The sequence below is a fragment of the Variovorax sp. KBW07 genome, assembly GCF_003852515.1.
Lineage (GTDB): Bacteria > Pseudomonadota > Gammaproteobacteria > Burkholderiales > Burkholderiaceae_C > Variovorax.
The window spans coordinates 1-22,038 of sequence record NZ_QAJK01000044.1; the positions used below are offsets into that span (position 1 = coordinate 1).

16 protein-coding genes are annotated in these 22,038 nt (G+C 67.4%); 13 read left to right on the forward strand and 3 right to left on the reverse strand.

The annotated features are described in order from the left end of the window. Window positions 1–101: 101 nt before the first annotated feature. The 13 genes from DBV14_RS09255 to DBV14_RS09320 all read left to right on the forward strand — a co-directional run bounded on the left by DBV14_RS09255 (window position 102) and on the right by DBV14_RS09320 (window position 18,775). On the forward strand, window positions 102–818 hold the full coding sequence (locus DBV14_RS09255) for an aspartate/glutamate racemase family protein (RefSeq protein ID WP_124458891.1): 717 nt from the start codon (window positions 102–104) through the stop codon (window positions 816–818). Beyond that, on the forward strand, window positions 806–2,317 hold the full coding sequence (locus DBV14_RS09260; RefSeq protein ID WP_124458892.1) for a dicarboxylate/amino acid:cation symporter: 1,512 nt from the start codon (window positions 806–808) through the stop codon (window positions 2,315–2,317). The genes DBV14_RS09255 and DBV14_RS09260 overlap by 13 nt, the downstream gene beginning before the upstream one ends. Further along, the gene (locus DBV14_RS09265; protein ID WP_124458893.1) at window positions 2,314–2,796 is read left to right on the forward strand and encodes a hypothetical protein; all 483 of its coding nucleotides are present in this window, start codon (window positions 2,314–2,316) and stop codon (window positions 2,794–2,796) included. The genes DBV14_RS09260 and DBV14_RS09265 overlap by 4 nt, the downstream gene beginning before the upstream one ends. A gap of 58 nt (window positions 2,797–2,854) precedes the next feature. Continuing rightward, window positions 2,855–4,195: a type VI secretion system baseplate subunit TssK gene (gene tssK, locus DBV14_RS09270; RefSeq protein ID WP_124458894.1), complete on the forward strand. Its 1,341-nt coding sequence runs from the start codon at window positions 2,855–2,857 to the stop codon at window positions 4,193–4,195. 33 nt (window positions 4,196–4,228) lie between these two features. Further along, complete coding sequence (locus DBV14_RS09275; protein ID WP_124458895.1) at window positions 4,229–4,993, forward strand: DotU family type IV/VI secretion system protein; 765 nt, start codon at window positions 4,229–4,231, stop codon at window positions 4,991–4,993. A gap of 40 nt (window positions 4,994–5,033) precedes the next feature. Further along, window positions 5,034–9,119, forward strand: a complete 4,086-nt coding sequence (locus DBV14_RS09280; protein WP_124458896.1) for a type VI secretion system protein — start codon at window positions 5,034–5,036, stop codon at window positions 9,117–9,119. Then, window positions 9,116–10,336 (forward strand): type VI secretion system protein TssA, encoded by a 1,221-nt coding sequence (gene tssA, locus DBV14_RS09285; protein ID WP_124458897.1) that lies wholly within the window; start codon window positions 9,116–9,118, stop codon window positions 10,334–10,336. The genes DBV14_RS09280 and tssA overlap by 4 nt, the downstream gene beginning before the upstream one ends. Window positions 10,337–10,352: 16 nt before the next feature. Then, entirely contained in the window at window positions 10,353–10,634 is a 282-nt protein-coding gene (locus tag DBV14_RS09290) for a hypothetical protein (RefSeq protein WP_124458898.1), read from the forward strand. Window positions 10,635–10,689: 55 nt separating this feature from the next. Beyond that, a complete protein-coding gene (locus DBV14_RS09295) occupies window positions 10,690–12,270 on the forward strand; it encodes a WG repeat-containing protein (RefSeq protein WP_185545976.1) in 1,581 nt (526 codons plus the stop codon). A 655-nt stretch (window positions 12,271–12,925) separates the two neighbouring features. Further along, window positions 12,926–15,241, forward strand: a complete 2,316-nt coding sequence (locus tag DBV14_RS09305) for a phosphocholine-specific phospholipase C (RefSeq protein ID WP_124458901.1) — start codon at window positions 12,926–12,928, stop codon at window positions 15,239–15,241. Between the two features lie 46 nt (window positions 15,242–15,287). Then, window positions 15,288–17,261 carry a LamG-like jellyroll fold domain-containing protein gene (locus DBV14_RS09310; RefSeq protein WP_124458902.1) on the forward strand — a complete coding sequence of 658 codons (1,974 nt, stop codon included), beginning with the start codon at window positions 15,288–15,290 and terminating at the stop codon, window positions 17,259–17,261. A gap of 137 nt (window positions 17,262–17,398) precedes the next feature. Then, window positions 17,399–18,184 (forward strand): exodeoxyribonuclease III, encoded by a 786-nt coding sequence (xth, locus tag DBV14_RS09315; RefSeq protein ID WP_124458903.1) that lies wholly within the window; start codon window positions 17,399–17,401, stop codon window positions 18,182–18,184. Window positions 18,185–18,277: 93 nt separating this feature from the next. Then, a complete protein-coding gene (locus tag DBV14_RS09320) occupies window positions 18,278–18,775 on the forward strand; it encodes a hypothetical protein (RefSeq protein ID WP_124458904.1) in 498 nt (165 codons plus the stop codon). Window positions 18,776–18,799: 24 nt separating this feature from the next. On the opposite strand, the gene ntrC is transcribed toward DBV14_RS09320, so the two are convergent. Genes ntrC through DBV14_RS09335 form a run of 3 tightly spaced genes read right to left on the reverse strand, consistent with a single transcriptional unit; the run spans window position 18,800 to window position 22,011 of the window. Then, window positions 18,800–20,362: a nitrogen regulation protein NR(I) gene (gene ntrC / locus DBV14_RS09325; RefSeq protein WP_124458905.1), complete on the reverse strand. Its 1,563-nt coding sequence runs from the start codon at window positions 20,360–20,362 to the stop codon at window positions 18,800–18,802. Window positions 20,363–20,386: 24 nt separating this feature from the next. Continuing rightward, complete coding sequence (gene glnL / locus DBV14_RS09330; RefSeq protein WP_124458906.1) at window positions 20,387–21,466, reverse strand: nitrogen regulation protein NR(II); 1,080 nt, start codon at window positions 21,464–21,466, stop codon at window positions 20,387–20,389. Window positions 21,467–21,489: 23 nt separating this feature from the next. After that, the gene (locus DBV14_RS09335) at window positions 21,490–22,011 is read right to left on the reverse strand and encodes a hypothetical protein (protein ID WP_124458907.1); all 522 of its coding nucleotides are present in this window, start codon (window positions 22,009–22,011) and stop codon (window positions 21,490–21,492) included. Window positions 22,012–22,038: the final 27 nt, after the last annotated feature.

Here is a 22,038-nt window from a genome sequence, read left to right on the forward strand (position 1 = left end):
AGCACCCGGTGTCAGTCGCACGCCCAAAGAACGCACGCGCCCCGAACACTCCCCTGCCCCCCGGGCAAAAAAGCAGCGTGATGAATAAACAGGAAGAACACATGTCACGCATCGGCATCCTCGGCGGCATGGGCCCGTCGGCCACCGTCGACTTCATGGACAAGCTCGTCCAGCTCACACCCGCCACCCGCGACCAGGACCACCTGCCCGTCATCGTCGCCAGCCTGCCGCACGTGCCCGATCGCTCCAGCGCCATCCTCGGCACCGGCGCCGACCCGCTCCCCGCACTGCTGGCCAACGTCGATCTTCTCAACCACATCGGCGTCGGCGTCGTCGCCATTCCCTGCAACTCGTCGCACCACTGGTATCCGCAGATTGCCGAGCGCAGCCGCGCACCCGTGATTCATATCGCGCAGTGCTGCGTTGCCGCCGTGGCTGCAACACCGCGTGCTCGGGTCGCAGTGCTGGCCACGCGCGGCGCGCTTGCGTCGGGCTTCTACCAGTCCGCGCTGCGCGAACGCGGCATCGCGTTCTTCGTTCCCGACAGCACCACCGGCCAGCACGATGTCGATGCCTGCATTCGCGCTGTGAAGGCCGGCGACGTGCCCGCCGGCACCGCCGCACTCGACCGTGCGCTTGCCGCCATCGCCGCTGCCGGTGCCACCGCCGTGATCATGGGCTGCACCGAGATCCCCATTGCCGCGCGCGCCGCCGCGCCCACGCCGCTGACGCTGGTCGACAGTTCGCTCGAACTGGCGCGCGCCACCGTCGCCTTCGCACTCGACAAGGGTTGGAACAGGCCAGCATGGGTTTCCTGACGCGCATGTCCCACAGCCTGCTCGCGCTGCTGCTCTGCATGGCGGCAGGCGGGCTCGCGGGCGTGTATGTACCTTCTGTGGGCGACGTGGCGTACGTCGCGGCGCAGGTCTATCTGTCGATCGTCAGCATGGCCGCGATTCCGCTGCTGGTGGTGGCCACCTTCTTCGGCTTGCGCCAGACCATGGGGCTGCCTTTTCCGGGCCGGCGCATCCTCATGATCGCGGGGCTGGCGCTGCTGCTGGTGATGTTCTGCGCAGGCACCGGGCTGGCGCTGGGCTGGGTCAACGCGCCGGGCGCGCAGTTGGGCAGCGACTCGCGCGCGCACCTTGGCGAACTGGTGCAGCAGGCCGGGGGCGATGGCGGCGACATCGAGATGCGGCTGTGGGACGACGACGACAACGGCACGCCCGTGGCGGGCACCGAGCGCACGCGCGCCACGCTGCTGCCCGACAACTTCTTCCGCGTGCTGGTCGAGGGGCGTTCGCTGGGCATCCTGTCCTGCGCGCTGCTGTTCGGCCTGGCCTTCGCCGCGCTGGCGCGCACGCAGCACAACGCGCTCAACCACCTGTTCGAGGGCGTGTACCGCACGCTCGAACTCATCATTGCGCGGGCCAACATCCTGCTGCCGGTGGTGGCCTTCGGCATGGCGGCGCATGTGCTGTCGCAGACCGACGTGGCAACGATCCGCGCCATGGGCGGCTTCGTGCTGCACTTCGTCGCGTTGGTGGCGCTGCTGGGCAGCGCCGCCATCGCGGTGATCCACCGGCGCGGCAACCAGCCGCTGCCCGAGGTGCTGCAGCACCTGAAGACGCCGATGCTGGTGAGCCTGGTGTCGTCGAGCACCACGGCCAGCATTCCGCACACCATCGAGGCCATGAGCGCGCGGCTGGGCTTCAGCCGGGGCATCGTCGAGCTGGTGGTGCCGACGGCCTCGGTCTTCCTGCGCGCGGGCTCGGCGCTGTACTACGTGCTGCTGGCGCTGTTCGTGGCCAACCTCTACGACCGCACGCTCAGCGCGGCCGACATCGGCATGGTCGGCGCGGGCGCCACGGTGGCGGCCTTTGCGTCGGCGGGCAACAGCAGCCTGACCAACGTGGGCTATGCGGGCATCGTGCTGTCATTGCTGCAGTTGCCCCTCGAGGCGGCGCTGGCCTTGTTCCTGGCGATCGACCTGATCTGCGAAGGGCCGCGCAACCTGCTCACGCTGCTGGCCACCTGCGTGCTGATCGCGGTCGTGTCGGCCGGCCTGCCGTCGGAGCGCATCGCGGCACCGCAAGCCGCCGCATCGCCGGTGCAGCCGCTTCGCCTCGTGCTCACGCGCGCGCACCTCGCGCTGCTGGCCGGCGGCGGCGTGCTGGCCGCGATGCTGATCGTGCTGATGGGTGTCGCCGTCGGCGCGCGGCAGGCGCAGCCGGGCGGCGCCGGCGCCACGGCCAGCACCACCACCTACCCCGCGGCCCTGTCCCAGGCAGGCCCGCCCCCCGGAGTTTCGCGATGAGTCGCACGAGGATCTTCAGAACGGCATTGGCGCTATGGCTGCTGATGCAACTTGCGGGCTGCGCCATGCCGGGCTTCCTGAGCTCGAAGGGCACGCGCGTCGACTGGAGCGAACTCACGCTGACGGCCGCGCCCAATGCCAACCAGAACAGCCCGGTGGCGGTCGACCTGGTGATGGTGCTCGACGACGCCATGCTCGGCCGCGTGGCCGAGCTGAGCGCGGCCAAGTGGTTCGGCGCGCGTGCCGACCTGCAGAAGACCTTTCCGCAAAGCCTGAGCTACCGCTCGTGGGAGCTGGTGCCGGGCCAGACGATCCGCGTGCCTGCCAGCAGCCTCGGCGCGCCGCGCGTGGCGGCGGTGTTCGTCTACGCCAACTACACCACGCCCGGCGCCAACCGGATGCGCGTGGAAGACCTCAAGGGCGCCGTCGTCGCCCGCTTCGACATCCAGAGTTTCGACGTGTCCACCACCGCACGCTGAACTGAAAAGCACACACCCGTGAACACACACCTCACCCTCCACCGCGCAGGCGCACGCCATGTCTGACGTGTCCCGCGCCGCCCCCATCACCGACCGCATCGAGTGGCATGAAGGCATGCTGCTGTCGCCGCAGCACTTTCAGCAGTCCGCCGCGCGTATGGACTCTCTCGTGGCCTGGCAGACACTGGCCGCCGCACCCTTCAGCTGGGGGGTGCGCCGGCTGGTGTTCGACCACGGCCTGTTACCCGCCGGCCTGCTGCGCGTGCTGGCGCTCGAAGCCATCCTGCCCGATGGCACGGCCGTGCAGTATTCGGCGGCCGACGCCGAGCACGGCGTGCTGGAGCTGTCGCTCGCGCCGCATGCGGAGCAGCTGGCCAACGAGCCACTCGACATCTACCTCACGCTGCCGGTCACGGCGCCCGCGCGCCACCGCTCGGCCACGCTGCGCTTTCGCTCGGTGGCCGGTGCGCCGGTGGAAGACGCGGTGTCCGACGCCGAGCCCGCGAGCATTCCGCGGCTGCTGCCCCGGCTGGCGCTCAGCGCGGGGGCCGTGCCGCCGGGCACCCATGTGCACCTGCGCATCGGCAACGTCTTCAAGGACAACGAAGTGGTGAAGCTCGGCGACGTGCAGCCGCCGCTGCTGGAAGTGGCGCGCGACAACCCGCTGTGGACCACCGCCGCCGCGCTGCTGGGCCAGTTGCGCGGCAAGGCAGCCTTCGTCGCCAAGCAGACGGCCGTGCCCTCGTCGCGCGTGGACGACCGGCTGGCGCACCTGGAACTGAAGGACCGGCTGCGCAGCCTGCTGTCGGGCCTGCCGCATGCCGAGGCCGTGCTGCGTACGCCGCACCTGCACCCGCTGCCGATGTACTGGGCACTGTGCGCGCTGCTCGCGTCGCTGAGCCTGCTGCGGCCCGGCGCGCTGCCGCCGGTGCCGCCCGACTACGACCACGCCGACCCGTCGCGCGTGTTCGCGCCGCTGCTTCTGGCGCTGCGCGAAGCGGTGTCGGAAGTGAGCCAGGAGTACCGCGAGCACAAGTTCGAGTTTCGCCACGGCGCGTTCGAAACCATGCTGCAGCCCCAATGGCTTTCGGGCAAGCGGCTGGTGGTCGGCTTGCGCGGCCAGTCCGACAAGGACCTGCTGGCGTGGATGGACAGCGCCATCGTCGGCGCGCAGTCGGCCTACCCGTCGCTGCGCGAGCGCCGCGTGCTGGGCGCCGTGCGCGCGCCCATCGAGGCGGCCGACGAGCTGGGCGTGCGGCCGGGATCGGGCTACCTGCTCTATGCCATCCAGACCAGCGCCGTGCTGACCGTGGCCGGCGAACGGCTGGTGATTGCCAACGCCAACGAAGGCGCCACGGCGCAGCCGCCACAGGAAATCGTGCTCTTCGTCAAAGAGTGACGCCACAGCACCCGAGAACCCGCTTCATTCACCATGGCACGCCACCTTCCCGACCTTGCGGTCGACGACCACATCACCAGGCAGTTCCGCGCTTTCTACGACGAGATCGTGAAGGCACGCGACCGCACCAACGACAGCCGCGAAACCGACCCCGACGCGGTGGCGAACGCGCTGGCCCGGCACCTGGAAAACCTGCTCGAGCTGCAGTCCCTGGAATCGCGCCGCGAGAGCACGCGCTTCGAACTGGAGAACGTGGCCGACGCGCGCTACCTGAAGGCGGCGCTGGCCGACGAGATTCTTCTGCACACGCCGTGGATCGGCCGCGAGCGCTGGACCGCGCACCTGCTGGAGTCGGCGCTCTTTCGCACCAACATCGCGGGTGACCTGGTGTTCAGCCGCATCGAGGAACTGCTCTCGGCGCGCGAACCTTCACGCCGCGATCTGGCGCGCCTGTACCTGTTCGCGCTGGCGCTGGGCTTCCAGGGCAAGTACCGCGGCACCGGCGAAGACGGCCGCCTGCGCGGCTACCGTGAAGAGCTGTTCCAGTTCGTCTACCAACGGCAAGCCGATTTTTCGGGCCGCGACCGCGTGGTGTCGGAGCGTGCGTACACCAGCACGCTGTCGCACATCGCGCCACGCAAGCTGCCCACGCTGAGCCGCTGGACGGTGCTGTTCCTGCTGAGCGCGGCCACGCTGCTGGCGGTGTCCGAGCTGCTGTGGCTGTGGCAGTCGTGGCCCGTGCGGCAGGTGCTGCAGCCGGGCGCGGTGGTCGATGCGTCGGGAGCGTGGCAGCGATGACCGGCCTTCATATTTCTCGTCGTCCGGCGAAGGCGCGGCCATGCTGACCGACCAGCTGTTTCTCATCTCCATCGCGGTGCTGACCGTGGTGGTGCTGCTCGTGCTGGGCATGGTGCTGTACTTTGCGGCGCGGCGCTCCACAGCCAAGCCGTCGAGCGACCCGAAGGTCGCGCGCATCCGCTTCGACTCGCTGCGCAGCTCGTTCCGCCAGGCGGTGGAGCTGATCGAAGGCAACATCGCCTCGCGCGCCGACCGCTACGGCATTCCGTGGATCATGGTGCTGAACGAAGGCGACGACCACCGCCAGCTGCCGATCGAGCAATCGGGCGTGGCCAGCGCGCTGAGCACCGAGTCGGCATCGGCCGCGGCCACGCAGGGCATTTCGTGGCACTTCTTCGACCGTGGCGTGGTCATCGACATCCAGGGCGCCTACCTCGGCTCGCCCGACGACGACGACGCCTCCGAAAAACCGTGGGACGAATTCCTCGGCATGTGCCGGGCCTACCGGCCGCAGCGGCCGTTCGACTCGGTGGTCATCACCATTCCGGCGGCGCTGCTGCTCGACGACAGCACCGATGGGCGGCTGGAGCTTTCCAAGCGCGCCAAGCTCGCGCACCGGCGCCTGTGGCTGGCGCAGAACCGCTTTGCGATGCGCTTCGCGGTGTACGTGCTGGTCACCGGCGCGGAGCAGCTCGAAGGCTTCAGTGCCTTCGCGCGCGCACTGCCTGAACCGCTGCGCGCCAGCATGCTGGGCTGGTCTTCGCCCTACGACCTGTCGACCACCTACCAGCCGGGCTGGGTCGACGAAGCGGTGGGCACGGTGGCGCGCTCGGTGTCCGACGTATCGGCCGAGCTGTTCGCCACCGAGACCGCACCGCAGGGCGCCGGCGCGCAGCTGCTGCTGCCTTCGCGCATCGAGGCGCTGCGCGGCCAGCTGCAGCTGTATGTCGACGAGCTGATGCGCCCCAGCGCCTACCACGAGCCCTTCTTCTTTCGCGGCATCTACCTGACCGGCGACAGCGGCGAATCGGCACAGGCCCTTGCCAACGCAGCGGCCATCGACGCCGAGCAGGACATCTACGGCCGCCAGGAGCCCGGCAGCGGTGACCTGATCGCGCAGCTGATGCGCCAGCCCGCGTTCCTGCGCGACCTGTTCGAAAAGAAGATCTTTCTCGAATACGGCCTCACGCGGCCTTCACGCACGCAGACGCTGGCGCGGCCGGTGCTGCACCGCGCGCTGCGCTGGACGGCCGTGATCTTTCTCGGCGGCTGGGGCATCGGCCTGCTGGTGGCCACCTGGCAACTGCACCGGCACAACGGCGCACTGGTGGCCGCGCTGTCGCAACTGCAGCACGACGCGCAGTACCGCATGCGCGCGCAGCAGCGCGGCGAGGCGGTGCCCACGGCCTGGTACCGCAACAAGGCGCTGTCTTTGCTGGCCATGAACGAGCGGCTGCGCACCGATGGCACGCACTCTTTCTTCATGCCGGGTTCGTGGCAGCTGTTCGATGACCTGAACGAGCGCGTCATCGAACGCATCGAACGCGAGTTCGGCGACATCGCGGTCGGCACGCTGCGGCGCGAACTGCTGGGCCGCGTGAGCCAGCTCAGCGGTGTCGAGCAGGACGAGGCCACGGGCGAGTTCATCGTCGGCGCCAGTTGCAGCACGCCGCCGAGCTTTCGCACGCTGGGCGACGCACCGCGCAAGAACGGCCTGCTGGTGGAAGACCAGCCCGAGTTCGGCGCGCTGCAACGCTACCTGGGTTCGGTCGAACAGCTCGATGCCGCGCTGCAGGCCGTCGAGCGGCTGCGCCAGCCCTCGGCCGGCAATGCCGAAGACCTGCGCGTGGCGGTGCGCTATGCGCTGGGCGCCGAGCTGCCGGCCGACCTGAGCCGCAACCTGCGCTACTTCCGCCAGGCGGCGGGTGGCAGCGCGTTGTCGATTCCGCTGGCACCGGTGCAGGCCGCGCTGCGCTGCGCGCTCGACAAGGGCACGGCGCAACTCGACGCGCGCCTGTTCAACCACAACGAGCTGCTGCTGTCCGAGCAGGTGCTGGCGCGGCTGTCACCGACGCTCGCGGGGCCCGGCCCCTTTGCGCGCACCACGGCCGGCTACCGCGAAATGATTGCGGCCATCAAGGACCAGGAAGACCTGGTGGCCTCCGGCAAGGGCGGCTGGATGCGCCAGCCCGAGCTGGTGCTGGGAACCTCCTATGACCGCACGCTGGCGCGCATCGAACAGAACCGCCTGCTGGGCCTGGAGGCGGCCGAGCCGGTGCGCGCCCGCGCGCAAGACGCGTTCCGTAAATTCCGCGCCGAGTTCAACCTGCGTTTCGGTGCCGGTCAGCCGGGCATCGTCTGGCAAGAGAAAGAAGGCCGCTTTGCGCTGGCACCGGAACGTATCGCGCTGCGCGATGCGCTCACCGCACTGCTGGGCCAGCCCTTCATGGCCGCCGCGCGCGACCGCGAATTGCCGGGCCCCGGCACACGCGCCACTGCTGCGTGGGACCTGCCACGGCTCGACCAGGCGCTGGCGCTGGGCGACATCCGCAAGCGCTACATGAGCGAAGGCATGCTGGCCTTTCCGCCGACGGTTCGCCCCGGCGTGGAAAGCGCGCTGAACGCGCACTTCGCGCAACTGGTGATCGACCAGGTGGCCGACGCCGCCACGGGCAGCACCATGGCTTCGGCGGCGTCGGCGAGCGACACCCAGGCCGCGGCCTACGAAGCATCGCGTCAGCGACTGGCCAAGGTGCAGGCGCTGCTGCTCGAACTGGGCGCCACGGCCCGCGCCGAAGACCTGCGCGCGCTGGTCTCGCGCGATGCGCTGCAACGCCTCGAAGGCGTGGACGAAGCCTTCGCGCATTCGGAGCTGTACGCCACGCGCGGCCGCGACTTCCAGGACTGGCGCGGCGAGCGCGGCCCGATGCTGGTGGCCTTCGGCGTCTCCGACACGGCCTCGCTGGCGGCTTACCTGGGCCAGCAGTACGGCCGTGCCGAGTCGCTGGGCAAGCTGGCCGACAGCTACACCGCGGCGCTCGACGGCACCGGTTTAGGCTCGGCGCTCGCGCAGCGCTGGCAGGCCATCAACCGCGACCTGGAGCGCTACCGCCTGAAGAACCCCAACAGCAGCCTGCTGCTGCTCGAACAATTCCTGGGCACCACCGGCGCCGAGATCGACCGCGAGACCTGCGCCACCAAGCTCGCCGGCAAGGCGCCTGCCAGCCGCGTGGGCGACTACTTTGCCGAGCGCCATGCGCAGATCTACAGCGCCCTGCTCGCGCGCTGCCACGAGCTGCACTTCGGCGACCAGCAGGAGCTGTGGGCGCAGTTCTCGGCGCGCTTCAATCGCTCGCTGGCGGGCAGGCATCCCTTCGGCACCGGGGCTACCACCGGCCGCGCCTTCGACGTGGCCGACCCGGCCGACGTGACCGACCTGCTGCGCGCCTTCGACCCGCTGGCCCGTGCGCTGAAAGACAACCGCGCGGACAACGGCGGCGGTGCGCGCAGCGTCGCGTTGCCGGGCCAGGCCGCGCGCCGCTTCGCGGAACAGTTCGGCCGCGCGCGCGATTTTCTTGGCCCGCTCTTTCCCATGGAGGAAGGCGCGGCACCAGGCTTCGACGTGAGCGTGGACTTTCGCGTCAACACCACCGCCGAGATCGAAGGCAACAAGATCATCGACTGGTCTTTCGAGGTCGGCGACCAGGTGCTGCGGCTGCGCGACGCACCGCGCACCCTGCGCTGGGAATACGGCATGCCGGTGGCGCTGGTGCTGCGCATCGCGAAAGACTCGCCGCTGGTGGCGCGCGCCGACGCGCAACAGCCCGCGCTGCTGACCGACGGCCAGACCGTCAGCTACCGCTTCACCGACCCGTGGGCACTGCTGACGCTGGCGCAGCGCCAGCGCGAGGCCGAGTCTTCGCAACGGCCCGACGGCCGCTCGCAGTTGCTGCGCTTCGAGTTTCCACTGGTGGCGCAATCGGCCGGCGACGCGGCGCAGGCACCCAGCGGCGGGCGTGCCCGCGTGTACCTGCGCATCGCCGCCAGCCCGGCGGGCAAGAAAACGCCGCTGCCCTGGCCTTCGGCGCTTCCGGCGCGCGCGCCCGAATGGAACCTCCAACAATGACGACACTGCAGCACTTCGCACCCGCGGCATCGGCCGGCTTCGCCCCCGACCTCGATGCCTTTCTTCTGCCGCTCGGCGACAGCGCGGAAGGCCCCGCGGGCCCCACGCTGCGCTACGACCCCGTGTACGGCCGCATCCGCGAGGCACGCTCCGAAGACGACGCCAGTTTGCCGATGGGCGAATGGACGCGTGCGCTCAAGAAGGCCGACTGGCGCGCCGCCGACCTGCTGTGCAGCGAGGTGCTGCAGCTTCGCAGCAAAGACCTGCAGGTGGCCGCGTGGCTCACCGAGGCCTGGGTGCACCGCCACGCGCTCGACGGCCTGGTCGCTGGCACCCGGCTGCTCGAAGGGCTGGTCCGCGATTTCTGGGACAGCGCGCATCCGCGCATCGACGAAGACGGCGATGCCGAGGTGCGCGCCGCCGTCTTCGTGTGGGCCAACGACACGCTGGCGCAGGCGCTGCTGCTGCACGTGCCGCTGCTGCAATGGCCCGAGCCCGCGCAGCCCTTCATCAACCTGTGCGAGTGGCAGCGCGCCATTACCACCGAGTTCGGCAGCGGTGCTGCGCGCGCACGGGCAGCCGCATCGACGCCCGGCGCGACCGAGCCCGTCGCTTCGCGGCAGGACATCCTCGACCATGCCGGCCAGCAGCTGCACGCGCTCGCGGCGCTCGACGACCGGCTCAGCCAGGCCTACACCGCGTGGGACGCGCTGGAGGCGCTGCTCGACGAGCGCCTGGGCATCGATGCGCCCAGCCTTTCGAAAGTGACTGACATGTTGGCCCAGATACGCCAGGCGGTTCGCAGCCTGCTCCAGGGACGCGACCCACGCGATGAAGAAAAGCCGGTCGCGCCCGCCGGGCCGCCTGCCGGCCACGCTTCGGAGGCATCGCCTTTTCCCGTGACTTCGACGGACGACCACACCATGCGCGAAGAATCTTCTTCATTCCCTCTTCCTTCGGGGCCGCAACCCGGCGCCGTGCCGGCGAGCGGCAACGGCCGCATCAACAGCCGCGCCGAGGCCTACCAATGGCTGGAACTGGCGGCGGCCTACCTGCTGCGCGAAGAGCCGCACAGCCCCACGCCGTACCTGGTCAACCGGGCCGTCACCTGGGGCCGCATGCCGCTGCCCGAGCTGATGCAGGAAGTGCTGCGCGAAGAAGGCGACCTGAACCGCTACTTCTCGATGCTGGGCGTGAGACCCGACGCGGACCGGTAGAGGCGGAGCGAGCGCCATGTCTTCTTCCTCCTCTTCCTCTGTCTCTGTTCCTCACCAATGGCATGAATTTCTCGCGGCGCACAACGCGCTGAAGGCCAGGCGCGCGGCCTTCGACGGCTGGATCGAATCGGTGGTCATGGGCGAGCCGTTCGACTGCGAAGTGTTCCGCAACGCCATGGCCCAGCTGGATGCGTCGCACCGGCTGGCGCAGGAGAAATCGGAGCTGCTCGTTCATCAGATTTCCGCCCACAGCGCGCCGCAAAAAGCAGGCACTGGAACCGCAAGAAAAAACGCATGACTGTCGGCGCTGTGAGCGGGCGGTTAATCTCGCCCCTCACAGGGAGGCAGTGCGGATGATCGAATTTCTTTGCAGCGGTGCGACCCGTCGTTCTGCCTTGGCCGCGGCAACGGCGCTCGCGCTTTTCACGGGAAGCGCAATGGGTGCAACGCTCGCTGAACCGCCGGGCAAGAACGCCCTAGCAGGTACAGGCACGGGCACACCGCCGTGGCTCCTCTGCGCCGAGCGAGATGGCGCGCTGCTGAAGTGGTGCCTGCTGGTCGATGCGGAAGGCCGCCCGGTCAGCAAGCAACCGATCGACCATGTCTGGAGTCCCCAGGCAGGGGAAGAGAACCGTGGCGATGCGTTCGGGCGGCTGGGCCATTTCCGCGACGGCATGCTGCTCTTTTTCAACGTGACCCCGGGCGACTACAGCACGCAGCGCTTCGGCTTCATCGACACGCGCGGCCAGGTCGTGGTGCCGGCGCGCTACCGCGACGCCGGTCCATTTTCGGAAGGCCGCGCACGCGTGTGCGACGAGCGGGGTTGCGGCTACATCGACACCGGCGGCCGCGAAGTCATTCCCTTGCGGCGGGAGTGGGTCAAGGCACGCGATTTTCATGATGGCCGCGCGCTGGTGCGAGGTTCCGGGTGGACGGCCGGCTACGCCCATACCAGCCGGGGGCCGTATCACGTCAACGCCCCCTGGTCGGTGATCGATCGCGACGGAAATCTCGTGATGGGGCCGGACCAGTCGGCACTGCTGGCCGCCGCTCCTTCGACGGGCATGCCGGACTACCGATGGCAGCCGCCCACCAGCCACCCCTTCCAGGTCGTGGGCGATTTCAGCGGCGGCGTGGCGCCCTTCACGCAGCCCGGAAGCGGTGGCGTCGGCTTGGTCGACACCATGGGCCGGATCGTCGCTCCTGCACTCTATTCAGGCGTCTTCAGCTCGCTCAGGGGCCTGGAGGCAAACGCCGCCTACTGCGTGGAGAACAAGGCTGGCGAAAGAGGCGTGCTCAGCCGCGCCGGCCAGTTCGTCGGCTTCAAGAAACTGTTGAACACCCGGCGCCGCATCGACTGCTCCGATTTCAGCGCGCTCGGTGAAGGCCACAGCCTGGTGGGCCACGACGGATCGTCGTACGCGATCCTCGGCCCCGACCTGCGCGTGACCATGCCGTGGACCGGCCGCTTCGGGCAGGCGCTGCAACGCACGCGAATGCATGAAAGGTTGATCCCGATCAGGTTGGAGCGCAAGGTAGTCGGCAGGCCGGACTGCCCTGCATACAGCTATGAAGACAACTACATCGACGCACGAGGCCGCTTCGCGTCGGGTCGTCGTTTCGACGAGGCCCACGACCACGGGTTCAGCGAAGGGCTGGCCGGCGCCCGCATCCGCGACGCCGGCAACGACCCGGACAACTGCAGGCGAATGCAGGGCAAGCTGGGCTTTGTCGACCACAGCGGCGAATGGGCGATAGCGCCGCGCTTCGATGGCCTTGTCACTTCTTTCCGCGATGGCCGCGCGGTGGTCCATGGCGAAGCGGCAAAGAGCGTGCTCAACGGCGTGTGGAGCGCCGACGAAATGCTGATCGACCGCGAGGGCCGGATACGGGTTCGCTACAGCGACCTGGCGACGCCCAGGCCGCCGCGTTGAAGCCGCGTTGAAGTAGAGGCACGAGCGCTTCATTGCTCGCGTGGCGCCGGTCTGCAAGTCTTTTTTCTGTCACGCGCAATGCACGCCTTCGTCATCGTGGCTCCATAGAGTTCCGCTGCCGCGCCGAGGTCGACCAACGACCTCGCGACGTCACATAAAAACTCAGGGAAGAAAAAGATGACCGACTTCGCAATGGCGCTTCGCGCCTGGCCACGCCTGCAAGTTGCCGGGTGCCGCAACCCGCAGTCTCGCGCCGCACCGGCCCACCGCCTCACTGCCCACCTGCTGCGACCCGCAGCGCGGTAGTCCAACGCCCGCCGCACCGGGCACAAGCCCGCTTCGCACACCGCCCCTTCACGAGGGGATCGGTGCGCGCGCATTTCGACCTTTCGCTGTTCATGCCCGGCCGCATCGACGCGGCAACGGGCCATTCACCGGGACCACGACACCATGCATTTCCTTCTCCGATTCCACGCGCGCCGACTGTCCGTTGCGCTGCTGCTGGCTTGCACCCTGGCTGCCTGTGGCGGCGGCGGGAATAGCGTTACCGGCCTGCCCGTTGCCACGCCACAGCCCATCCCCGACACACCTGCCGACGCAACGCCGAAGCCCGTGGTGCATTGCGCCCCCTGAGATTCAACCGCCTGGAACGACCATGACTTCACGACGCAGCTTCTTGCGCAATACCGCCACCACCGGCCTGACCGCCGCCACGCTGGCCGCGTTTCCACTGAGCATCCGTCGCGCGCTCGCGACTCCCGCGAACAACGCCACGGGCAGCATCAAGGACGTCGAGCACATCGTGGTGCTCATGCAGGAGAACCGCTCGTTCGATCACTACTTCGGAACGATGAACGGCGTGCGCGGCTTCGGCGACCCGAGGCCAGTTCCGCTGCCGAGCGGAAGGCCTGTGTGGTACCAGAGCGTTGGCCGCAATGGCGCGCAACGCGGCACCGGCGGCAATGTGGGCTTCGACAACTGGCACAAGACACAGGAGTGGTATGAAAGCGACCCTGCGGCGCAAGCGAAGCTGCCCTACGTCTTGCCGTTCCGCCTCGACACAAGCACCACCACCGCACACCAGGTGGGCGGGACCGATCACAGCTGGAAACTGTCGCAGAGCCTGTGGAAGAACTGGGACACCTGGGTGCCCCTGAAAAGCCAGATGTCGATGGGCTACTACACCGAGCAGGACATCCCCTTCTACTACCAGTTGGCCGATGCCTTCACGATCTGCGATGCCAACCACTGCGGGATCTTTGCGAACACGGAGCCGAACCGCCAGTACTACACGGGCGGCGCAAGCGTCTACACGCTGAGCGGCCAGGACCCGGCAAACAGCAAGAAGAGGCTCAAGGGAAAGGAGCTGGACAACAACTGGACTGGAGATATGAGCAAGGACGAGGCATGGGAGGGCCTGCGCTGGAAGAGCTACGCCGAACAGCTGCAAGAAAAGGGGATCGACTGGCGCGTCTACCAGGCCTATTCGAACTACGGCTGCAACTCGCTGGCGTACCACAAGAAGTTCAGGAAGCTGGACAAGGGCTCCGACCTGTTCAAGCGAGGCCGCGCCTACGTGGGTCCGAACAACGGCAACAGAGACCAGAACGCCGACAAGGTACTGGCGAATGCCATCCAGGCGGACGTCATGGCCGGCACGCTGCCAGCGGTGTCATGGATTGTTTGCCCCGATGTGTTTTGCGAGCACCCCACGGACACCCCCGCCGCGGGCCAGGCGCTGGTCGACAAGCTGCTGCGCGCGCTGACCTCGAATCCGGCGGTCTGGGCGAAGACGGTGTTCATCGTCAACTACGACGAGAACGACGGCTTCTTCGATCACATGCCGGCCTACGTGCCGCCGGTCAACACCAGGCTGTATGGCTACCAGGGCCGCAGCACGGTGTCCGTCGATGCGGAGAACTACAACGGCGTGCCCATCGGGCTGGGGCCGCGCGTGCCGATGCTGGTGATCTCGCCATGGAGCAAGGGCGGATGGGTGTGCTCGCAGGTGTTCGACCACACCTCGGTGCTGCGCTTCATCGAACAGCGCTTCGGTGTGGAATGCGAAAACATTTCTCCGTGGCGCCGCGCGATCTGCGGCGACCTGACCACGGCATTCGATTTCAAGAACCCCGACGGTGCCCTGCCTCCCCTGCCCCCCACGGAAGACTACAAGGACCTTGCCGTAGCATCATCATTGAACGGGCTGCCGCCCCCGAAGCCGCCGGTCAGTGCATCGCGCCCCGTGCAGAAGACAGGCCAGCGGCCGACGCGCGCACTGCCATACGAACTGTTCGCGCACGCCCGGGTTGACGGTGACGGCAAGCGCTTCTGGATCGACTTTGCCAACACGGGAACCGCCGGTGCGGGGTTCATGGTCTATGCGAACAACCACGCCACCTTCGACGATGCCGACAAGCCCTGGGAGCCCGACGATTCGGTGTTTCCCGAGCGCGTCTTCAAGGATGCCAATGACCGCAAGGGCCCCTGGCAATACTCGGTGGAGGCCGGCAAGACGCTGTCGGACAGCTGGACACCGGACGCCACGGGCAACGCGCAGGCCCAGCCGGTGTACGACTTCTCGGTGTACGGCCCCAACGGCTTCTTGAACCAGTTCAAGGGCCGCCTGGTTGCCGCCGATGGCGACGGGGGGGCGCGGCCGGAAGTGCGGGCCTGCTACGACATCACCAACGGCAACCTGGTGCTGACGCTGAGCAACGCGGGACAGGCGGCGTGCACCTTCTTCCTGGCCAACGGCTACGACAACGCCGACTCCCGCACCCACGTGCTGCAGCCCGGCGCCTCGCTGAGCGACACATGGAACCTTTCCGCCAGTGCGCAGTGGTTCGACGTGCGTGTGACCGCGAACACGGGCGATGGCTTCCTGCGGCGCTTCGCGGGCCATGTCGAGACCGGCCGGCACAGCCTGACCGATCCGAAGATCGGCGGCATCGCCCTGGAATCGATCTAGGCAGCGCCCCGTGTTTCATTTTTCTACAACCACCACGGATCACCCCATGCCTGTCACCGTCTGGAAGAGCATTGTTTCTTGCGTGCTGTTGGCGGGCCTCCTGTCCGCCTGCGGCGGCGGCAGCGGCAACGGGGGATTTCCCGTGGCGCAGGGCAACCCACCGCCGGAAGCCAAGACCACCAGGAAAGTGCTGTTGATCGGCATCGACGGCCTGAACATCAACCAGCTGAAGCAGGCCGTCTCGGCGCAACGCGCGCCGGCGCTCGCGCAGCTTGAAATCAACGCGGCCTACACCGGTGGCCTGGCCGGCACGGTCACGCAGCAGGACACGCTGAGCGGCCCCGGCTGGGCCACCATCGTGACCGGCACGTGGGCCAACCGGCACCAGGTGACGTCCGATGCCGTGCCCCAGGCCTTGAAAGCCGATACGGTGTTCAGGCAGCTCAAGGCGGGCATTCCTGCCCACAAGACGGCGGTGGTGGCCGGCAGCTCGTTGCTGGCCGGGCTGCTCCAGCCGGACGTGCAGGACGGCACGGTCGACCGCATGATCGACTGCTCGGGCGTCGACCTCTGCGTTGCCGTTTCATCGACGCAGGCCATCGCCGATGGCAACAACGACCTGGTACTGGCCAACTTCCACGCGCTGGCCCCGATCGCGGGCACGGGCACCGATGCCGACTACCAGGGCGCATTGGTGCTCCTCGATCAACAGGTGGGCAAGCTGCTGGCGGCCGTCCGGGCGCGCCAGCAACAGAACCCCAAGGAAGAGTGGCTGGTGCTGGCAACCGCCGACAGGGCCCTGCGCGCCAAGGGCGCGCCCGTGCCACCGCCGCAAGCGGACAAGACCACGTTCATTGCGCTGAACAAGCCGGCCAATCCGCTGTTCAATACCGCGGCACCCCTGAACCTGTACGACTATTCGAGCGCGGCCGACATCACCCCCACTGTGCTGGCCTTCATGGGCGTGGCCACCGCGGACCCCGGGCGCTGGACCATGGACGGGCAGTCGCTGTTCGCTCCGCCCGGCGTGCAGCAGTTGCGCAGCAGCACCGCGGTCGCAACGCCGAAGACCATCGACCTGAGCTGGCGACTGGCAGCCGACGCGCCGCCGCCGGCCGAGATCAAGGTCTATCGCGATGGCGCCCTGATCCAGACCCTTCCGCCGACCGCCACGGCCTGGGCCGACACACCGCCGGGACTTGGCGCCGAGGGCGAAAAGATCTATGCGTACAACTACGTCGTGGCCGCCGATGCGGTGGCAATTTCCACGCGCGCCGAGATCAACTACGTCGAGCCGCTGGACCGGTTGGCACCAACGCTCGTCAACCAGTTGCTCGCATTCATTTCGTTCGACACCGGCCTTGGTGACACCAAGGGTGGACCCGGCTTCGCCTTGCTGAAACCGACACCGCCCACGACACCCGTCTACATTGCCGACGGGCTGGGCGGCAAGGCGTTGGTGATCGATCCGAAGGTCAACAGCTATGTGATGCCTGCCGCGCTCGCGGGGCGTGCGCAGTTCACGCTTGGTTTCTGGTTCAACTCGGATGCCGCGCAGTCGTGGCTGCCCGTGGTGACCAACAAGAACTGGGCGTCGGGCGCGAACCCTGGGTTCATCATCAGCCAGAAAGATTCGCCCAACACGCTGACCTTCAACTTCGGCGACGGCAAGCAGCGGGCCGATGCCGACTTGTCGATCCCGTCGAGCCAATGGGTTTACATCGCGCTGAACGTTGACACGGTGGCGAAGAAGGCAACGGCCTACGTCGGAACGCCGGGGCAGACGTTGAAGAACACGGCGCTCGACCTGGCCGCGCTCGACATGGTGAAGATGCTGCCCACAACAGGCCCACTGGTCTTCAACGAGGACGCCACCGGCAAGTACTACCAGAGCGGCTACACCATCGGCGCCGTTGCCCCCAAGTACAACGATGTCGCCCTGTGGAACCGTTCGCTGAGCGCGAAGGAAGTGACCATGCTGTTCAGCGCCGGCAAGTCGCTGAGCACGTTGAATCCCTGAGAAGCCTGAAAGTGCCCACGGGCACCTGGGCAGCAAGCCATCACGCGCCCGCGCCTCTCTGTCGCGGGCGCGCGCGCTCTCGGGTACGCTAGAGAACAATCACGTTCTTCTATCTAATTCAAATAGTTACAGAGACTATGAAAATCGCCACCTGGAACGTCAACTCCCTCACCGCCCGCCTGCAGCACGTGCTCGACTGGCTCATTGCCAATCCGGTCGACGTGCTCTGCCTGCAGGAGCTGAAGATGACCGACGACAAGTTCCCGCTCGAGGTGCTCAAGTCGGCCGGCTATGAAGCGGCCGTGTTCGGCCAGAAAACCTACAACGGCGTGGCCATCCTGAGCCTTGCGCCGGTGCGCGACGTGGTGAAGAACATCAGCGGCTTCACGGACGAGCAATCGCGCGTGATCGCGGCCACGGTCGATACGCCCTCGGGCCCGGTGCGGGTGGTCAACTGCTACTTCGTGAACGGCCAGGAGCCGGGCTCCGAAAAGTTCGCCTACAAGATGAAGTGGCTTGACGCCCTGCGCGAATGGCTGCGCCAGGAACTGGCGGCGCATCCGAACCTGGTGCTGCTGGGCGACTTCAACATCGTGCTGGAAGACCGCGACAGCTTCGACCCGGTGGGACTGAAGGAAACGATTCACCACACGACGGAAGAACGCAACCATTTCAAGGCGCTGCTGGAGCTGGGCCTGAAAGACAGCTTTCGCATGTTCGAGCAACCGGAAAAGAGCTTCTCGTGGTGGGACTACCGCATGCTGGGCTACCAGAAGAACCGCGGGCTGCGCATCGACCACATCCTGGTGAGCGAACCGCTGGTGCCGCGCGTGAAGGGCTGCGTGATCGACCGCGTGCCGCGCAAGTGGGAGAAGCCTAGCGACCATGCACCGGTGGTGCTCGAACTCGATCAGAGCGTCTGAACGGCCGGCCCCGATATGACCGCGCGCGCAACTGCTGCTACCTCTTCTTCGCGTCTCTCCGCCCCTCCGGTGCTTTCGCGGGCGCTGCGCACGATGGCCATTGCCACCGCTGCCTTCGCCATCGCCGGTTGTTCGCTGCTGAAGCCGGCGGACAACAAGACGGAAGACGGCAATCCGGCATCGGCCTCGCCCACGGACGAAGCCTCGCCGGGCAGCCGCGACATTCCGACGGTGCGGCTGATCACGGCGCAGACGCCGGCCATTCGCACCTACCGCAAGATCGGCGCGCGCCACATCTACAACAAGTACGCGAGCCGCATCTACAAGGGAAAGATTCCGCCACTGGTGTATGCGGTGGTGGTGGTCGAGACGGACATCGACGCCAACGGCAAGGTCGTGAACGTGAGCTTCAGCCGCGTGCCGAGCCATGCGCCGGAGGTGCCGCCGATGATTGCGGAGCTGATCAAGGCAACGTCGCCGTTGCCCTCGCCGGGCAAGCTCGGAGGCCACACGTATGTCGACACGTGGCTCTGGGACAAGAGCGGAAAATTCCAGCTGGATTCGCTGACGCTGGGCCAGCGGAGCCGATAAAAAAAGGGCCTTTGAAGGCCCTTGTCATTCGATACCCAGTTCCTGGATTTTTCGTGTGATGGTGTTGCGGCCGATGCCGAGCTTTTGCGCGGCTTCGATGCGCCGGCCACGCGTATTGGCCAGCGCCGTGAGGATGAGCCGCGACTCGAAGCGGCGCGAGAGCACGTCCCACACGTCGGTGCGTCCGGCGGCCAGCAGGGCCTGGGCTTCGACCTCGAGGCCGGCTTCCCAGCTGCTGATACCGCTTGCCGCTGTAGATGCGCCTTCAGAGGCCGAGGAAGCGAGCCCCGTGGCCGCCAGCGGCTCGTGCTCGGCCCCATGCGCTGTGGCGGACGCCAGGGGCGGCGCTGCAGACGTTGCAGCCGCAAGGTCTGCCGAATGCTGCGCATCGCCGACCGGTGCCACGCTGCCGTTGGCCACGGCCATCACTTCGGGTGGCAGGTCTTTGGCCTCGATCAACTGCGCCGGCGCCATCACGGTCAGCCAGTGACAGATGTTCTCCAGCTGCCGCACGTTGCCGGGGAAGCCGAAGGTTGCGAGCTTGGCCAGCGCCGCATCGGAAATGCGCTTGGGTTCGACGCCAAGTTGACGCGCGCTGACCTGCAGGAAGTGACGCGTGAGCGCGGGCACGTCTTCGCCGCGTTCGCGCAGCGCCGGCAGGCGCAGGCGGATCACGTTGAGGCGGTGGAACAGGTCTTCACGGAAGCCGCCGAGCTTGACGCGCTGCTCCAGGTCTTGATGGGTGGCCGCGATGACGCGCACGTTGGCCTTGACCGAGTTGTGGCCGCCCACGCGGTAGAAATGGCCGTCGCTGAGCACGCGCAACAGGCGCGTCTGCAGGTCGAAGGGCATGTCGCCGATTTCATCGAGGAAGAGCGTGCCGCCTTCGGCCTGCTCGAAGCGGCCGCGCCGCATGGTTTGCGCGCCGGTGAAGGCGCCGCGCTCATGGCCGAAGAGTTCGCTCTCGAGCAGGTCCTTGGGAATGGCCGCGGTGTTGATGGCCACGAAGGGGCCGTTGGTGCGCGGCGAGTGCTTGTGCAGCGCGCGCGCCACCAGTTCCTTGCCGGAGCCCGATTCGCCGGTGATGAGCACCGTGACGTTGCTTTGCGAGAGCCGGCCGATGGCGCGGAACACGTCCTGCATGGCAGGCGCCTGACCGAGCATTTCGGGCGCGGCGACCATGCGCTCTTCGGCCACTTCTTCGCGCTGGCTTTCATCGACGGCGCGGCGGATGAGCTCGACGGCGCGCGGCAGGTCGAAGGGCTTGGGCAGGTATTCGAAGGCGCCGCCCTGGAACGCCGAGACGGCACTGTCGAGGTCGGAGAAGGCCGTCATGATGATGACGGGCAGGCCGGGGTGCTTGGCCTTGATCTTGTCGAGCAGGTCGAGCCCGGAACCGCCGGGCATGCGGATATCGCTCACCAGGACCTGGGGGCCTTGCTGTTCGTCGTCGGCGGCCTGTTCGAGTGCGGCGAGCACCTCGCGCGTGTTGGTGAAACTGCGCGTGGGCAGGTCTTCGCGCAGCAGAGCCTTCTCGAGCACGAAGCGAATCGATTGGTCGTCATCAACTATCCAGATCGGCTTCATGCATCTCCTTGTTGCCGTGCTGCGCTAGGGCAGCGGTATCAGTATCTTGAAATCGGTCCGGCCCGGGACGCTGTCGCACTCGATCACGCCGTGATGCTGTTGCACAAAAGTTTGTGCAAGCGTCAGTCCCAGCCCGGTCCCGCCTTCCCTGCCCGAGACGAGCGGATAGAAGATGCGGTCCTTGATCGTGTCCGGCACACCCGGTCCATTGTCGATTACATGCAATTCCAGTGCCAGTCGATACCACTGCTTGTTGAAGATGACCTGGCGGGCCACGCGGGTCTTGAAAGTGATCTGCGCATCGCCGGCCGCGCGCCGCTCCGACAGCGCCTGCGCGGCGTTGTGCACGATGTTGAGGGTGGCCTGGATGAGCTGTTCGCGGTCGCCGCGAAACTCGGGAATGGACACGTCGAAGTCGCGCTCGATGTGCAGGTCGCGCGGAAACTCCGCCAGGATGACCGAGCGCACGCGTTCGCAGACTTCGTGGATGTTGACGTCGCCCACCACGTGCGGGCGGCGATGCGGCGCCAGCAGCCGATCGACCAGCGTCTGCAGCCGGTCGGCCTCGTGGATGATGACCTGCGTGTATTCGATGAGGTCGCGCGACTCGACCTCCATCTGCAGCAACTGCGCCGCGCCGCGAATGCCGCCGAGCGGATTCTTGATCTCGTGCGCGAGGTTGCGGATGAGTTCCTTGTTGGCCTGCGCCTGGTCGATGAGGCGCTCTTCGCGGTCTTGCCGCACCTGCTGCTCCAGCGGCGACATTTCGATGATGAGCTCGCCCGGCTTGTCGCCTTGCGCCAGCGTGACCTGCACGGGCATCAGCTCGTGGTTGACGCGGCGCAGGAAGGCTTCGTAGCGCAGCGTGGCGAAGTCGTTGCTGCGTGCGCCGTCGATGGCGGTGCGCAGCACCTGGGGCTCATGAAAGCAGGCGCCGAACTGCGAGCCTTCGAGCGTGCGTCGCGAGGTGCCCAGAGCGTCTTCGAGGCCTGCATTGGCAAACAGCACGGAGCCGTCGCTGTTGACCACGGCGATGAGCGTGGACAGCAGGTCGAAGGTCTGAAAGCGCGTGTTGGCGCCAACCGCCTTCTTCCCGAATGCCATGCGTTCCTTGGTGTTGCTGCTGCTTACTGCTGCTTGAGGACCGGCGGCAGGCGACCGATTTCGCGGCGAATGCCGGCGATGTCGCTTTCGTTGCGCGCCAGCTCGGCTTTCATTTCGGCCACGCGGTCGAGATACTTCTGGTAGTTCTTGGCCTCGCCGCCCTGCTTCTCGGGCTCGCCGTTGTTGAATTCTTTCTTGAGCTCGGCCTGCCGTGCCTCGGCCTTCTTGAGCTCGGACTCGAGCACCGAGCGGGCCTCGCCGTCGCGGGCGCGCTGGTCGACGCCTTCGACGCGCGGGCTGCCGGCGGGTGCGCGCGAAGCCGACGAACCGGAACCCGAAGAACCGCTGCCGCCGCCGCCACCCGAGGACTTGGTGCCCTGCACGACGGTGACGTTGCCGCCTTCCATGACCTTGCAGCCTTTTTGCTGGGCGATGGTGGCGTTGTTGGTGTATTCGTTGCCGCAACGCCAGACGCGCTCCTGCGCGAACGCAGGCAGCGCGGCGAGCAATGAACCGGTCAGGAAAATGAGGGAAGCAGTCTTCATGTGTATCGGTGGAGGGCGCGACAAAGG